At 69.8% G+C, this 13317-nt stretch carries 12 protein-coding genes and 1 pseudogene; 5 read left to right on the top strand and 8 right to left on the bottom strand.

The genetic code is table 11. The features are described 5' to 3' along the window. Nucleotides 1-86 precede the first annotated feature (86 nt). The 3 genes and pseudogenes from AC6CHL_RS11600 to AC6CHL_RS11590 form a co-directional block, all read right to left on the bottom strand. Nucleotides 87-900: pseudogene (locus AC6CHL_RS11600) on the bottom strand (nucleotidyltransferase domain-containing protein). A gap of 201 nt (nucleotides 901-1101) precedes the next feature. Next, nucleotides 1102-2991 carry a tRNA uridine-5-carboxymethylaminomethyl(34) synthesis enzyme MnmG gene (mnmG, locus tag AC6CHL_RS11595; RefSeq protein ID WP_498294442.1) on the bottom strand — a complete coding sequence of 630 codons (1890 nt, stop codon included), beginning with the start codon at nucleotides 2989-2991 and terminating at the stop codon, nucleotides 1102-1104. A 480-nt stretch (nucleotides 2992-3471) separates the two neighbouring features. After that, nucleotides 3472-3993: a hypothetical protein gene (locus AC6CHL_RS11590; protein WP_447596030.1), complete on the bottom strand. Its 522-nt coding sequence runs from the start codon at nucleotides 3991-3993 to the stop codon at nucleotides 3472-3474. 146 nt (nucleotides 3994-4139) lie between these two features. On the opposite strand from AC6CHL_RS11590, the gene AC6CHL_RS11585 reads away from it, so the two are divergent. Beyond that, nucleotides 4140-5099: a pyridoxal-phosphate dependent enzyme gene (locus AC6CHL_RS11585; protein ID WP_498294440.1), complete on the top strand. Its 960-nt coding sequence runs from the start codon at nucleotides 4140-4142 to the stop codon at nucleotides 5097-5099. Then, nucleotides 5084-5695 (top strand): YdcF family protein, encoded by a 612-nt coding sequence (locus AC6CHL_RS11580; RefSeq protein WP_137190713.1) that lies wholly within the window; start codon nucleotides 5084-5086, stop codon nucleotides 5693-5695. Before AC6CHL_RS11585 ends, AC6CHL_RS11580 begins: the two co-directional genes overlap by 16 nt. A gap of 78 nt (nucleotides 5696-5773) precedes the next feature. On the opposite strand, the gene bioC is transcribed toward AC6CHL_RS11580, so the two are convergent. The 5 genes from bioC to bioB form a co-directional block, all read right to left on the bottom strand. Beyond that, nucleotides 5774-6658 carry a malonyl-ACP O-methyltransferase BioC gene (bioC, locus tag AC6CHL_RS11575; protein ID WP_038685678.1) on the bottom strand — a complete coding sequence of 295 codons (885 nt, stop codon included), beginning with the start codon at nucleotides 6656-6658 and terminating at the stop codon, nucleotides 5774-5776. Nucleotides 6659-6691: 33 nt separating this feature from the next. Further along, complete coding sequence (locus AC6CHL_RS11570) at nucleotides 6692-7474, bottom strand: SDR family oxidoreductase (RefSeq protein WP_498294438.1); 783 nt, start codon at nucleotides 7472-7474, stop codon at nucleotides 6692-6694. Between the two features lie 59 nt (nucleotides 7475-7533). Beyond that, nucleotides 7534-8295: a pimeloyl-ACP methyl ester esterase BioH gene (bioH, locus tag AC6CHL_RS11565; protein ID WP_448134882.1), complete on the bottom strand. Its 762-nt coding sequence runs from the start codon at nucleotides 8293-8295 to the stop codon at nucleotides 7534-7536. Nucleotides 8296-8311: 16 nt separating this feature from the next. Beyond that, nucleotides 8312-9523, bottom strand: coding sequence for an 8-amino-7-oxononanoate synthase (gene bioF / locus AC6CHL_RS11560; RefSeq protein WP_498294436.1), 1212 nt, complete (start codon nucleotides 9521-9523; stop codon nucleotides 8312-8314). Nucleotides 9524-9607: 84 nt separating this feature from the next. Then, nucleotides 9608-10657: a biotin synthase BioB gene (gene bioB, locus AC6CHL_RS11555; protein ID WP_447596027.1), complete on the bottom strand. Its 1050-nt coding sequence runs from the start codon at nucleotides 10655-10657 to the stop codon at nucleotides 9608-9610. A gap of 198 nt (nucleotides 10658-10855) precedes the next feature. Between bioB and AC6CHL_RS11550 the strand changes: the two genes are divergently transcribed. The 3 genes from AC6CHL_RS11550 (at nucleotide 10856) to AC6CHL_RS11540 (ending at nucleotide 13286) form a co-directional block, all read left to right on the top strand. Continuing rightward, complete coding sequence (locus AC6CHL_RS11550) at nucleotides 10856-11401, top strand: CbrC family protein (protein ID WP_463601909.1); 546 nt, start codon at nucleotides 10856-10858, stop codon at nucleotides 11399-11401. 110 nt (nucleotides 11402-11511) lie between these two features. Then, the gene (locus AC6CHL_RS11545; RefSeq protein ID WP_498294435.1) at nucleotides 11512-12210 is read left to right on the top strand and encodes a ComF family protein; all 699 of its coding nucleotides are present in this window, start codon (nucleotides 11512-11514) and stop codon (nucleotides 12208-12210) included. Nucleotides 12211-12257: 47 nt separating this feature from the next. After that, nucleotides 12258-13286: an SMI1/KNR4 family protein gene (locus tag AC6CHL_RS11540; protein ID WP_498294434.1), complete on the top strand. Its 1029-nt coding sequence runs from the start codon at nucleotides 12258-12260 to the stop codon at nucleotides 13284-13286. Nucleotides 13287-13317: the final 31 nt, after the last annotated feature.

Here is a 13317-nt window from a genome sequence, read left to right as displayed (position 1 = left end):
CGCACCCACCCGGGGGGTAGAGCCGACCGTTGGTCGGCTGCCAGAAACCCGGCGGCGCATGCTGTGCAGCCGACCAACGGTCGGCTCTACCGGGGGGCGTGGGTGGCCAGCATCTGGCGGAACAGCGTGTCCAATGCCTCGCTGTCGCCATTGCCCGATGCCAGTGGCGGGGCTGCATGGCCCATTGCCGCCAGTTCGGCCTCGATGTACGCGCTGATCACCTCCACCCGTGGGCCATCGGCAACCTCGGCGCTGGCACGCTTGACCACCAGCAGCTGGTCGATTGCCGCGCGCACCGGGCCGTGGGGCAGCAGGCGATCCAGTAGCAGCTCGAAGGCCATCGGCGGCGGCTCGGCCTCGCACTCGATCCAGCGGCAGGCCAGTAGCGGGCGCAGCACATACAGGTACTTCTTGGTGCGCACCCCAACCCGGGGTAGAGCCGACCGTTGGTCGGCTGCACGGAACCCCAGCGGCGATTGGTGTGCAGCCGACCAACGGTCGGCTCTACCCATCCAGCAGCGTGGCCACCGCGGCATCGTCCTGCCGATACACGATCGGCGAGCGCAGCCATTCGGACAGGGTCGGGTTGGATTTGGACACCAGCCGCAGTGCCTTGCGCAGGTCCCAGCCGCTCACATCCAGTTCGTCGTCGATCGGCAGCTCGATGACATCCCGCTGTGCTTGGCCGGGGCCGGTGGCCTCGTTGACGCTGACGTACCACGGTTGGCGGTGCACGTAGATGAAGCGCGCGTCGTAATCGCTGTCGGGCGAGGAGAAGCCCCAGCCGCGACTGCCCGATTCGCAGGCCATCAGCACGCGCACGTCGTGTTCGCGTTCGATGCGCTCCAATTCGACGATGACGGCGGCGCGCTTGTCCGGCGCGATCGGATGGATATCCATGTCTGTTCTCCTGCGTCCTGCAGCGGTGGGTTGGGCGTGGACCGGGTAGAGCCGACCGTTGGTCGGCTGCGCGGGACCTGGGGCAGCCGGGCAACGGTTGCTGTGCAGCCGACCAACGGTCGGCTCTACCGGGCATTTGGAGCAGCCGACCAACGGTCGGCTCTACCTGGTGGGGGCCGCGTTACCCGGTGGGGTGGCGTGTCATGCGGCGCGGATGCGGCGCGCGCGTTCCAGGTGCACCAGCAGCAGCGAGATCGCCGCCGGGGTCATGCCGGGGATGCGCTGGGCCTGGCCGATGGTCTGCGGGCGCACGCGCTCGAGCTTCTGCTGCACTTCGGCCGACAAGCCGCGCACGCCGGCATAGTCGAAGTCGCTGGCGATGGCGGTGTTCTCGTGGCGCTGCTGGCGCGCGATCTCGTCGCGCTGGCGGTCCAGGTAGCCGGCGTACTTCACGCCGATCTCCACCTGCTCGGCCACCTTCGGGTCGGCCACCGCCGGGCCCAGCGACGGCACCTGCATGAGCTGGGCGTAGTCCAGTTCGGGGCGCTTGATCAGGTCCAGCACGTTGGTTTCGCGGCTGACCGCCACCCCCAGGGTGGCTTCCACTTCGCGGCCCAGTGCGTTGCCGGGCGTAGCCCAGAGCGCGCGCAGGCGCGCCGATTCGGCGGCCACGGCCGCCTGTTTGGTCTGGAACGCGGCCCAGCGGTGGTCATCCACCAGACCCAGTTCGCGGCCGGTGCCGGTCAGGCGCACGTCGGCGTTGTCCTCGCGCAGCTGCAGGCGGTACTCGGCGCGGCTGGTGAACATGCGGTACGGCTCGGTGGTGCCGTGGGTGATCAGGTCGTCGACCAGCACGCCCAGGTAGGCCTCGTCGCGGCGCGGGCACCAGCCGGCCTGTTCGCGCACGTGGCGGGCGGCGTTGATGCCGGCCAGCAGGCCCTGTGCGGCGGCTTCTTCATAGCCGGTGGTGCCGTTGATCTGGCCGGCGAAGAACAACCCGGACACGCTCTTGGTCTGCAGGGTGTTGTCCAGCCCGCGCGGGTCGAAGAAGTCGTACTCGATCGCGTAACCGGGGCGGGTGATGTGCGCGTTCTCGAAGCCGCCGATGCTGCGCACCAGCGCCAGCTGCACGTCGAACGGCAGCGAGGTGGAAATGCCGTTGGGGTAGATCTCCACCACGTCCAGCCCTTCGGGCTCGACGAAGATCTGGTGGCTGGCCTTCTCGGCGAAGCGCACCACCTTGTCTTCAATCGACGGGCAGTAACGCGGGCCAATGCCTTCGATCTGCCCGCTGTACAGCGGCGAGCGGTGCAGGGCACTGCGGATGATGTCGTGCGTGCGCTCGCTGGTGTGGGTGATCCAGCAGCTCACCTGGGCCGGGTGTTCGGCCTGGTGGCCCAGGAAGGACATCACCGGGCGCGGGTCGTCGCCGGGCTGCTCGTCCATCACCCTGTAGTCCAGCGAACGGCCGTCGATGCGCGGCGGCGTGCCGGTCTTCAGGCGGTCGATCACGAACGGGCGCTCGCGCAGGCGGGCGGCCAGCGTGGTGGCCGGCGGGTCGCCCATGCGGCCGGCGGCGTACTGGGTCTGGCCCACGTGGATCTTGCCGGCCAGGAAGGTGCCGGCGGTGAGCACCACGGCGGCGGCGTGGAAGGTCAGCCCGGTCTGGGTGATCGCGCCGCGCACGGTGTCGCCGTTGATCACCAGGTCGTCCACCGCTGCCTGGAACACGGTCAGGTTCGGCTGGGCTTCCACGATCTGGCGGATCGCCATGCGGTACAGGTTGCGGTCGGCCTGGCAGCGGGTGGCGCGCACGGCCGGGCCCTTGGAGGCATTGAGGGTGCGCCACTGGATGCCGGCGCGGTCGGCGGCATGCGCCATGGCCCCGCCCAGGGCGTCGATCTCCTTCACCAGGTGGCCCTTGCCGATCCCGCCGATGGCCGGGTTGCAGCTCATCGCGCCGATGGTTTCCACGTTGTGGGTCAGCAGCAGGGTGCGTGCACCGCTGCGCGCAGCCGCCAGCGCAGCTTCGGTGCCGGCGTGGCCGCCGCCGATGACGATGACGTCGTAACGGTAGAAGGAGTCGGTCATTTCGATGGGGCTCGGGGGCGCGGGGGGCCCGGAACGGCCCTGGACGCAGGGCGTGGGGTGGTGATTTTAGCGCCAATCGGGCCTGTCGCTGAAATCAACCCTCAAGTTGGCACGTTTTCTGCAGATAACCCAATAGCACCCAGGCTGGCAGGCGTCGTTTGGCGCTACGGACCGGAATTGGAACAGGGGCCGGTCCATGCGCAACCAGGGGAAGCAGAAGGGCCGGCAGTCGGGGGACTGCCGGCCCTGTTTTTTTCAGCCCATGCCACGATCCAAAAACAGAAGGCCCCGCCATGGCGGGGCCTTCTGCGTTGTAGGTGCCGACATCCGACAGGGCCGGAACAGGGGGGATCCAGAGAATCCCGGCGGATATCGACATAGAGCTGGATGTGACGTGCTGTGTCGCTTTTGTCACTTTGCGACCGAAGCTGTCACCACCCGCCTAGATTGAACCGGGTGGGTGGTGAAAATCAAGATGGATCAGGGCTCAACTGTGCGCTGGTTCAAATTGTTCATGTTCCGCCACGGGGAACCGTTCATCCGCTGTGCCGGGCGCGGTGCCTGCGCCGGACGTGCCTGCGGCGGCGCCGATGGGCGCTGCTGCTGCTGCGGACGCTGCTGTTGCTGCCGGCCCCCCAGTGAATCCATGTTCCGCCACGGCGAGCCGCCGTTGTACGACGGACGCGGTCGATCCGGGCGATCGGGCCGGACCGGCGGATTGCCGCCGTTGCCCGGGCGCGGCGGCGGGCGGTGGTTGTGCGGCGGGCGATAGTTCGGATACGGGCGGTAATACGGGTTGCCGTAGCCATAGCCACCGCCGTAGTACCCGCCACCGTAGTAGCCCGGGCCGTAACCGGACGGGTACCCATAGGGATAGCGGTACTCCACCGACGGCGCGCCGTGGTAGTAGCCGCTGCCAGCACCACCGCCAACGTAGTCGTAGGTGGCGCAGCCGGACAGGGCCAACAACAGGCCACCGGCAAAGATCAGGCGCATTTTCATGGTGGGTTCCCCCCGAGGGTATGCGGCCAGCTTCGGCCCGGCGCATTGAATCGGCCCTTAACTCCGGCCCGATCCGCTGAATGATTGCCATCGTGTCACGTTCAGACGGGGCGGTGCGAACCGGGGCCATACGTTAATCTTGCGTCATGAGCGATTCACCCTTGCCCTGTGTCGACGACCTGCTGGCGGCCGCCGCACGCATTGCCCCGCATGCCAGCGTGACCCCGGTGCTGCACTCGCGCGCGCTGGACGGGTTGGCGGGGGCGTCGCTGCTGTTCAAGGGCGAGCACCTGCAGCGTGGCGGGGCCTTCAAGTTCCGGGGGGCCTGCAACGCGGTGTGGTCGCTGGACCCGGACCAGGCCGCGCGCGGGGTGGTCACCCATTCCTCGGGCAACCATGGTGCCGCGCTGGCGCTGGCCGCGCGTACCCGCGGCATCGCCTGCAACGTGGTGGTGCCCCAGGGCGCGGTGGGCGCCAAGCTGGCCAACATCGCCCGTCACGGCGCCACGGTGTGGCGCTGCGAGGCCAGCATCGCCGCGCGTGAAGCCATGTGCGCGCAGGTGCAGGCCCAGACCGGCGCCAGCCTGGTGCACCCCTATGCCGACCCCCGGGTGATCGCCGGGCAGGGCACGGCGGCGCTGGAGCTGCTGCGCAGCCACGGCCCGTTCGACGTGCTGGTGGTGCCGGTGGGCGGCGGCGGGCTGGCGTCGGGCACGCGGCTGGCGCTGCAGGCGCTGGCACCGCAGACCCGGCTGGTGCTGGCCGAGCCGGAGGGCGCGGCCGACACCGCACGCTCGCTGGCCGCTGGCGAATGCCGCATCGATTTCACCCCCGACACGCTGTGCGATGGCCTGCGCACCACGCTGGGCGCCCCGAACTTCGCGCTGCTGCACGGCGCGGCCGAGGTCATCACCGTGGCCGATAGCGGCACCGTGGCGGCCATGCGCCTGCTCTGGCAGGTGCTCAAGCAGGTGGTGGAGCCGTCGTCGGCGATCGCCCTGGCCGCCATCCTCGCCACGCCGCAGCGGTTTGCCGGGCAGCGGGTGGGCGTGGTGCTGTCGGGCGGCAATGTCGACCTGGATGCCTTGCCCTGGGCGCGCGCATGAGCCGCCGTGCCGGGGTAGGGCTGCTGGGCTGGGTGTGGCGGCTGTGCATTCTGCTGGTGGCCTGGCTGCTGGGCGTCACCGCGTGGATCGTATGGGTAGGCGAGCGCGACCAGGCGGCCAAGGCCGACGCGATCATCGTGCTGGGTGCGGCCGCGTATGACGCCAAGCCGTCACCGGTGTTTGAAGAACGCATCCGGCATGGCCTGGATCTGTACGAGGCAGGCTATGCGCCGCTGCTGATCTTCACCGGTGGCTACGGCGGTACCGGCGCGCGCTTCTCCGAATCGCAGGTGGCGCGCCGCTATGCGCTCAAGCAGGGCATTCCGGACGAGGCGATCCTGATCGAGACCGCCTCGCGTACCACCCGCCAGAACCTGATCGAGGCGCGGCGGCTGATGCAGCAGCGCAAGCTGCACCGGGTGATCATCGTCAGCGACCCGCTGCACATGGCGCGCGCGCTGCGGCTGGCGCGCGAGCTGGGCATCGATGCGCTGGCGTCGTCCACGCCGAGCACGCGCTTCCGCAGCTTCCACACCAGCTGGAAATTCCTGGTGCAGGAGATCTATTTCTTCCACCGGGATCTGTTTCCGGCGTAGAGCCGACCGTTGGTCGGCTGGATTGCCTGGCCGCCGTAAGGGCAGCCGACCAACGGTCGGCTCTACCCCCGGGAGGTTTCAGGGGGTGCGGCGGCGGATCGGGATGGCCGATACCGGTACGCTGGCCACGTCGTGGCCCTGTTCGCGGATGGGGGCGCCGGCTTCGGGGGCCCAGGCGTGGGCGTAGATGACTTCCCAGCTGCTGGGCAGCTTGCCGTCTTCGCGGCGCAACGGTTCGTAGGCGGCGCGGGCGGCGGCGAAGCGGCCGCGGCCGGTGAGCGTGTGGCGGCGGTCATGGCGCGCGTTGGTGGCACCGATGGCCTGCAGCTCGCGCATCAGCGCGGTCATGTCGTCGTAGGTGAGGGTGAACAGGTCGCGGTCCAGCACCGGGTCGCGGAAGCCGGCCATCATCAGCGCGTCGCCGAACTGCGCGATCGGCGCGAAGCGGCTCACGTGCGGCACCGCGTCGGCCTGGGTGAAGGCGTCGCGCAGTTCGATCAGCGTTTCCGGGCCGAACGTGGAGCACAGCAGCAGCCCGCCCGGCTTGAGCACGCGGCGGAACCCGGCGAACACCGCCGGCAGGTCTTCCACCCACTGCAGGCACAGGTTGCTGTAGATCACATCCACGCTCTGGTCCAGCAAGGGCAGGGCCTGCGCATCGGCGCACACGCGGGTGAACGGCCTCCACCAGCCGGCCTGCTTCTTCGCCTCGCGCAGCATCGGTTCGGCCAGGTCCAGCGCGATCACCTGCGCCTTGGGCCAGCGCTTCTTCATCGCCGCACTGGCATGGCCGGTGCCGCTGCCCACGTCCAGCACGACCTGCGGCTGGCGGTCTTCCAGGTAGTCCAGCGATTCCAGCAGGCGTTTTTCCACCTCGCGCTGCAGCGCGGCGGCGGCGTCGTAGCTGGCGGCGGCACGCGAGAACGCGCGGCGGACGTGGCGGGGATCGAAGCTGGACGTCATGGAAGGCTCACTGCGAAAACAAGGGTGCGAAGGTCAGAACGTGCCCGGGTAGGCGCCGCCGTCGATCAGCAGGTTCTGCCCGGTGATGTAGCCGGCGTGCGCGCTGCACAGGAAGGCGCAGGCGGCGCCGAACTCATCGGCGGTGCCGAAGCGGCCGGCCGGGATGTGGGTGCGTTTGCGCTCGGCGATCTGGCCGGCGTCGATGCCCTGCTGCTGGGCCAGGTAGGCGAAGTTGCCGCGCAGGCGGTCGGTGTCGAACTGACCGGGCAGCAGGTTGTTGAGGGTGACGTTGTGCGCCACGGTCTTGCGGGCCACGCCGGCCACGAAGCCGGTGAGCCCCGAGCGCGCGCCGTTGGACAGCCCCAGGATGTCGATGGGCGCCTTCACCGATGAGGAGGTGATGTTGACCACGCGGCCGAAGCCGCGTTCGATCATGCCGTCCACGGTGGCGCGGATCAGCGCGATCGGGGCCAGCATGTTGGCATCCAGCGCGGCGATCCAGTCGTCGCGGGTGAACTGACGGAAATCCCCGGCGGGTGGGCCGCCGGCGTTGTTGACCAGGATGTCGACCTGCGGGCAGGCGGCCAGGGCCGCATCGCGGCCAGCCTCGGTGGTGATGTCGGCGACCACGCCGACCACCTTGCGCGCGCCGGGCAGCGCCTGCAGTTCCAGCACCGCGCGGTCGAGCGCGTCTTCACCACGTGCGGCCACCACCACGTTCACGCCCTCGCGCACCAGCGCACGGGCGCAGCCCAGGCCCAGGCCTTTGCTGGCCGCGCAGACCAGCGCCCAGCGACCGGCGATTCCAAGATCCATGGGTCACTCCTGCAGTGAAAGACGGGCGTACATGATCGGCGATGCGCGCGGTGGATGGGTCAGGGAAGGCCGGCAACGAAGTGTTGCAGCTGCGTGGCCACCTGGTCGGTGTGGCCCAGGAACGGCGCATGGCCGCCCTGGGCGACCGCATGCGCCTGCGCGCCGGGCGACAGCGCGGCGGCGGCCTGCATGGCGCGCGCGGACACCAGCCGGTCGCGCGCGCCGGCCAGCCACAGGCTGGGCTTGCCCAGCCCGGCCAGCGCGCCGCGCAGGTCGGTGGTCTCCAGCAGGCGCAGCCCTTCCTGCAGCGCACGCGCGGCCGGTTCACCGCGCGCGATGAGCATCTCGCGCAGGGTGCGCAGTTCCTGCCGGGCGTGTTCGGACCCCATCGCATCCAGCGCCAGGAAACGTTCCAGGGTGCCGCGGTAGTCCTGCGCCAGGTCCTGCCCGAACTGTTCGAACACCGCCGGTTCCACCGCGTGTGGCCAGTCGTCGCCGCGCACGAAACGCGGGGTGGCGGCGATCATCACCAACGCGCGCACCTGCGGCAGCGTGGCGGCGGCATGCAGGGCGAACAGCCCGCCCAGCGACCAGCCGCACCACACCGCCGGTGGCGTGGCGGCAGCAATGGCGTTGACCACATGGGGCAGCCGCAGCGGCGTGGCATCGTCGTGGCTGAACCCATGGCCGGGCAGGTCCACCAGATGCAGCTGGTAGTGCGCGGCCAGGCGGTCCACCAGCGGCGCGAACACGCCGCCATGCAGTGCCCAGCCATGGATGAGCACCAGCGCCGGCCCGTTGCCGACCACCTCGATATGCAGGCTCACAGCACCGGGCTCACGCGCTCAGTGCATCCAGCGATTGCTGGCGCAGGACGGTATCGCGCGCGTGCCCGATCGCGTCGGTGAGCGCGCGCACCTGCGCCGGGGTGTGCAGCGCCGACAAGGTCACGCGCAGGCGCGCTTTTCCTTCCGGCACGGTAGGGGGACGGATCGCGCTGACCAGGAACCCGGACGCTTCCAGCGCGGCCGACAAGGCCATCACGGTGGACTCGGCGCCGCACAGCAACGGCTGGATCGGCGTATCGGACGGCATCAGTTCCAATCCGTGCTGGCGCGCACCGGCGCGGAACACGGCAATCAGCTCGCCGAGTTTTTCGCGTCGCCAGTCGTCACGCCGGGCCAGTTTCACCGCGGCCAGCGAGGCGGCCGCCTGTGCCGGCGACACCGCCGTGGTGTAGATGTACGGGCGGGCGGTTTCGGCCAGGTGCTGGATCAGGGCGTCGTCGCCCAGCACCACCGCGCCACTGCCACCCAGCGCCTTGCCCAGGGTGGCCAGCTGCAGCGGCACGTCGGCCACGCCCAGCCCGGCATCGGCCACGCAGCCGCGCCCGTGTTCGCCCACCACGCCGATGCCATGCGCGTCGTCCACGTACAACAGCGCTTCCTGCATGCGCGCCACCAGCGACAGCGAGCGCAGCGGGGCGATGTCGCCGTCCATGCTGAACACGCCATCGGTGACCAGCATCGCCGCGCCGTCGGGCGCGTGCTTCAACTGGCGCAGCGCGCCTTCGGTGTCCAGGTGCGGGTAACGGCGCAGCCGGCAACCGGCCAGGCGCGTGGCGTCGAGCAGGCTGGCGTGATTGAGCCGGTCCTGCACGCACACATCGTCTTCTTCGCTGAGCAACGCCTGCTGCACCGCCAGGTTGGCGGTAAAGCCGCTGCCGAACAGCAGCGCGCGCGGGTAGCCGAGCCACTCGGCCATTTCCCGCTCCAGCGCCTCATGCAGCGCATGGTGGCCGCAGATCAGGTGCGAAGCGGTGGCACCGGCGCCTTCGCGTGCGGCGGCATCCTGTAGCGCGCTGACCACCCCGAACTGCTGTGACAGCCCCAGGTAGTCATTGCTGCAGAAGCCGGTGAGCCATTGGCCATCGATCTCCAGCCGCACGCCGTCGCGACGGGTCACCGTGCGGCGCACGCGGATGCGGCCCTGCGCGTCGCGGAGCTTGCGCTGGGCCTGGATGCGGTCGTGCAGGTCGGGGCGGGCCATGGTCGTCGGCTGGCATGGATGGGCGGTTAGCGTACCCGGTTGGCGGGCGCGGCGCTGCCCCGGGGGGCGGGCACCGGGCGGACCTCAGGCGGCCTGCTCGCAGCCGCCACCGCAACGCCCTGTGTCCTGGGTGATGTCGGCATGGACCGTGCCGGGATGGTCGTGGTCGGCCGCATCCACCTGGACCGGCATCGGGCGCAGGCCCAACCGCGCGAACAGGGCCAGGTCGCGTTCGGTGTCCGGGTTGCCGGTGGTCAGCAGCTTTTCCCCGTAGAAGATCGAGTTGGCCCCGGCCAGGAAGCACAGGGCCTGCAGCTCGTCGCTCATCGCCTCGCGCCCGGCCGACAGCCGCACCATCGCGCGGGGCATGGCGATGCGGGCCACCGCGATCATCCGCACGAACTCGAACGGGTCCAGTTCGGCGGTGCCGTGCAGGGGCGTGCCGGCCACCTGCACCAGCCGGTTGATCGGCACCGAATCGGGGTGGGCCGGCAGGTTGGCCAGCGCCAGCAGCAGCCCGGCGCGGTGCTCGCGGGTCTCGCCCATGCCCACGATGCCGCCGCAGCAGGTCTTCAACCCGGCGTCGCGCACGTGGCCCAGAGTGTCCAGGCGGTCCTGGTACTGGCGGGTGTGGATGATCGAGTCGTAATAGTCCGGCGCGGTGTCCAGGTTGTGGTTGTAGTAGTCCAACCCGGCCTCGCGCAGGGCCACGGCCTGGTCGCCGCTGAGCATGCCCAGCGTGGCGCAGGTTTCCAGGCCCAGCGCCTTCACCTCGCGGATCATCGCCGCCACCTTGGGGATGTCGCGTTCCTTGGGCGAACGCCAGGCCGCGCCCATGCAGAACCGCGACGCGCCGGCCGCCTTGGCCTGCCGCGCCTTGGCCACCACGTCCTCGGTGGCCATCAGCTTCTGCGCATCCACCCCGGTGCTGTAGCGCTGGGCCTGCGGGCAATACGCGCAGTCTTCGGGGCAGCCGCCGGTCTTGACCGACAGCAGCGTGGACACCTGCACCTGCGCCGGGTCGAACTGCTCGCGGTGCACGCTGGCGGCGCGGTGCAGCAGTGCAGGCAACGGCAGCGCGAACAGGGCCAGCAGCTCCTCGCTGCGCCAATCGTGGCGGATGTCGCTTGGCATGGAGCAGCCCTCGGCGTGCAGGAACGGGGGCGGAAGTGTGGTCGTCGACGCAACCCGCTGTCAACCAAATATAGATGCGGAAGGTTTACAGCCCGGTAGTGCCGGCCGCCGGCCGGCAACCCAGCCAACCCCACCAACCCGGCACCCAACCCACCCATACCCACTACAGTCTCCACCCAAGCACCAGAAGGAGACCGCATGACCCTGCCCCGTTTCACCTACCACCCCGACCCGCTCGCCACCGGCAGCGTCATCGCCTCCCCCACGGTCTGCGTCAGTTGCCACCAGGCGCGCGGCTACGTCTACACCGGCCCGGTGTATGCCGAAGAGGAGTACGACGCAGAGATCTGCCCGTGGTGCATTGCCGACGGGTCGGCCAGCGCGCGGCTTGATGCCAGCTTCACCGATGACGAAGGCATTGGCGGCGGCGGTGAATGGGACGAAGTACCGGAGGCGGTGGTCGAGGAAGTCGCGCGGCGCACCCCCGGCTTCAGCGCCTGGCAGCAGGAAAAGTGGTGGACCCATTGCGGGGACGCGGCCCAGTTCATTGGCCGTGCCGGGCAGGCGGAACTGCAGGCACTGGGTGCAGGCGCGATCGCGGCGATCCAGGACAGCACCGGGCTGGATGATGGCCCGCAGTGGGACCATTTCTTCGGCGCGCTGCGCAAGGATGGCTCGCCTACCGCGTATATGTTCCGCTGCACGCAGTGTGGCGAACTGGGTGGCTACCAGGACTGCGATTGATCGGCGGGTGCGCCCGGTAGATGGCTGACCGCACGCACCGGCAAGCACCGACATACACGCCTGGGGGCGGGCCGCCACGCTGGGGGCCGGCCTCTTCAAACGGTGATCGCGTGCTTGCCCGGTTGTCTGCTGCGCTGACCTGGCTGGGCCGGCAGGCCCTGCCCCTGCGCTGCCTGGTCTGCGAAGAACCCGGCAGCGCCGGGCTGGACCTGTGCGCGGCCTGCCATGCCGCCCTGCCCTGGAACGACCACGCCTGCCCGCTGTGCGCGCTGCCGCTGCCGGAGGGCACGCCTGCACGGTGCTGTGGTGTCTGCCTGCATGACCCGCCCCGGCAGGCTGCCGCTGCCGCGGCGTTCCTGTACGCCGCACCGGTGGACCAGCTGCTGCGTCGCTTCAAGTTCCACCACGACCTGGCCGCCGGGCGTCTGCTGTCGCAGTTGATGCTGCAGCGGGTGCCCGCGTTCGTCATCGGCCCGCTGGCCCCGGTGCCGCTGCACCGCCAACGGTTGCGCACGCGCGGCTACGACCAGGCGTTGGAACTCACCCGGCCGTTGGCGCGCGCGCTGCGGCAGCCGCTGTGGTGCGGGCTGCATCGGGATCGGTTGACGTCCGCGCAGTCGGCGCTGGATGCCGATGCACGGCGGCGCAACCTGCACGACGCCTTTGCGATCACCACCCCACCGCCGGCGCGGCTGACCGTGGTGGATGACGTGATGACCACCGGCGCCACGCTCGACGCGGCCGTGCACGCCCTGCAGCGCGTCGGCCTGCCCGATCCCGCCGTGTGGGTCTGCGCACGGGTGCCGTGAGTGGCCGCTCTATACTCGGGGGCTGTCATAGGGAAAGACCGCCGCCGATGGATCCGTTCGCCACGTTCGACTTCGCCGATTTCTGGGACGACTGCGAGTACTCGCAGCAGAACTACCAGGAACCGCCGCCCAGCGACGCGCTCATTGCCGAGCTGCAGGCCGAGCTGGGCTATCGCATCCCCGATGCCTACATCGCACTGGCCCGCCGCCACAACGGCGGCCTGCTGCAGCGCAGTTGCCACCCGATGGACGAGGCCACCAGCTGGGCCGAGGATCACGTGCAGGTCTGCGGCCTGTACGCGCTTGGGCGACAGAAGCCCTACGCGCTGGGCGGCGAATTCGGTTCGCGCTTCATGCAGGAGGAGTGGGGCTACCCGGATATCGGTATCGTCATCGCCGACTGCCCCAGCGCCGGGCACGACCTGGTGATGCTCGACTACCGCCAGTGCGGCCCGCAGGGCGAACCCCAGGTGGTGCACGTGGACCAGGAGGCGGACTACGCGATCACGGTGGTCGCACCGGACTTCGCCACGTTCATCCACGGACTGGTGGATGAAGATGCGTTCGACGATGCAGCCGAAACCCTGGAGATCGATCTGGTCACGGTGGACCGCGGCACGCTGTCGCCGATCGTGCAGCGTGCGCTGGAGGCATCGGCCGGTGTGCTGTCCGACGGTGAGCGCGCGCTGCGTGCGCTGGCGCGCCGGATCACCGAGGAAAAGGGCTTCTTCGCGCTGCATGCCGATCCCGATTCGCACCGGATGTACGACCTGATGTTCTGGTTGTACTCGCAGCTGACCACGGCCACCTCGTTCACGCATTTCCTCAAGCTCCCCGCCGAGCAGGACGACTACGCAACGCCGTGCTACGAACTCATGGTGCCGTTCGACCTGGTCGTGGCGCCCTTCGGCTTCAAGACCGGTGGGTTCGCGCCCGGTTTCGTCGAAGAGTGGTGGGAGACGCGGGTGGCCGAGGGGGCGATCGTGCCGGTGGACGGAGGCTGGCGCTTCAGCGCGGCGGCCGAACAGGCGCTGCTGGACGAACTGAAGGCAATACCCGGCGGCGCTGCGGTGTGACTGCGGCTTTCATGCGCGGGCGCTAGCATGG

This window comes from Stenotrophomonas sp. GQ19, assembly GCF_059758695.1.
This window is presented reverse-complemented; position numbering and strand designations above follow the sequence as displayed.

What these genes read in the sequence shown, in the direction of transcription:
- AC6CHL_RS11585 (WP_498294440.1), top strand. Translation starts at nt 4,140, where the DNA reads ATGAGCGATTCACCCTTGCCCTGTGTCGACGACCTGCTGGCGGCCGCC.
- AC6CHL_RS11590 (WP_447596030.1), bottom strand. Translation starts at nt 3,993, where the DNA reads ATGAAAATGCGCCTGATCTTTGCCGGTGGCCTGTTGTTGGCCCTGTCC.
- bioF (WP_498294436.1), bottom strand. Translation starts at nt 9,523, where the DNA reads ATGGCCCGCCCCGACCTGCACGACCGCATCCAGGCCCAGCGCAAGCTC.
- bioC (WP_038685678.1), bottom strand. Translation starts at nt 6,658, where the DNA reads ATGACGTCCAGCTTCGATCCCCGCCACGTCCGCCGCGCGTTCTCGCGT.
- AC6CHL_RS11540 (WP_498294434.1), top strand. Translation starts at nt 12,258, where the DNA reads ATGGATCCGTTCGCCACGTTCGACTTCGCCGATTTCTGGGACGACTGC.
- AC6CHL_RS11570 (WP_498294438.1), bottom strand. Translation starts at nt 7,474, where the DNA reads ATGGATCTTGGAATCGCCGGTCGCTGGGCGCTGGTCTGCGCGGCCAGC.
- bioB (WP_447596027.1), bottom strand. Translation starts at nt 10,657, where the DNA reads ATGCCAAGCGACATCCGCCACGATTGGCGCAGCGAGGAGCTGCTGGCC.
- mnmG (WP_498294442.1), bottom strand. Translation starts at nt 2,991, where the DNA reads ATGACCGACTCCTTCTACCGTTACGACGTCATCGTCATCGGCGGCGGC.
- AC6CHL_RS11550 (WP_463601909.1), top strand. Translation starts at nt 10,856, where the DNA reads ATGACCCTGCCCCGTTTCACCTACCACCCCGACCCGCTCGCCACCGGC.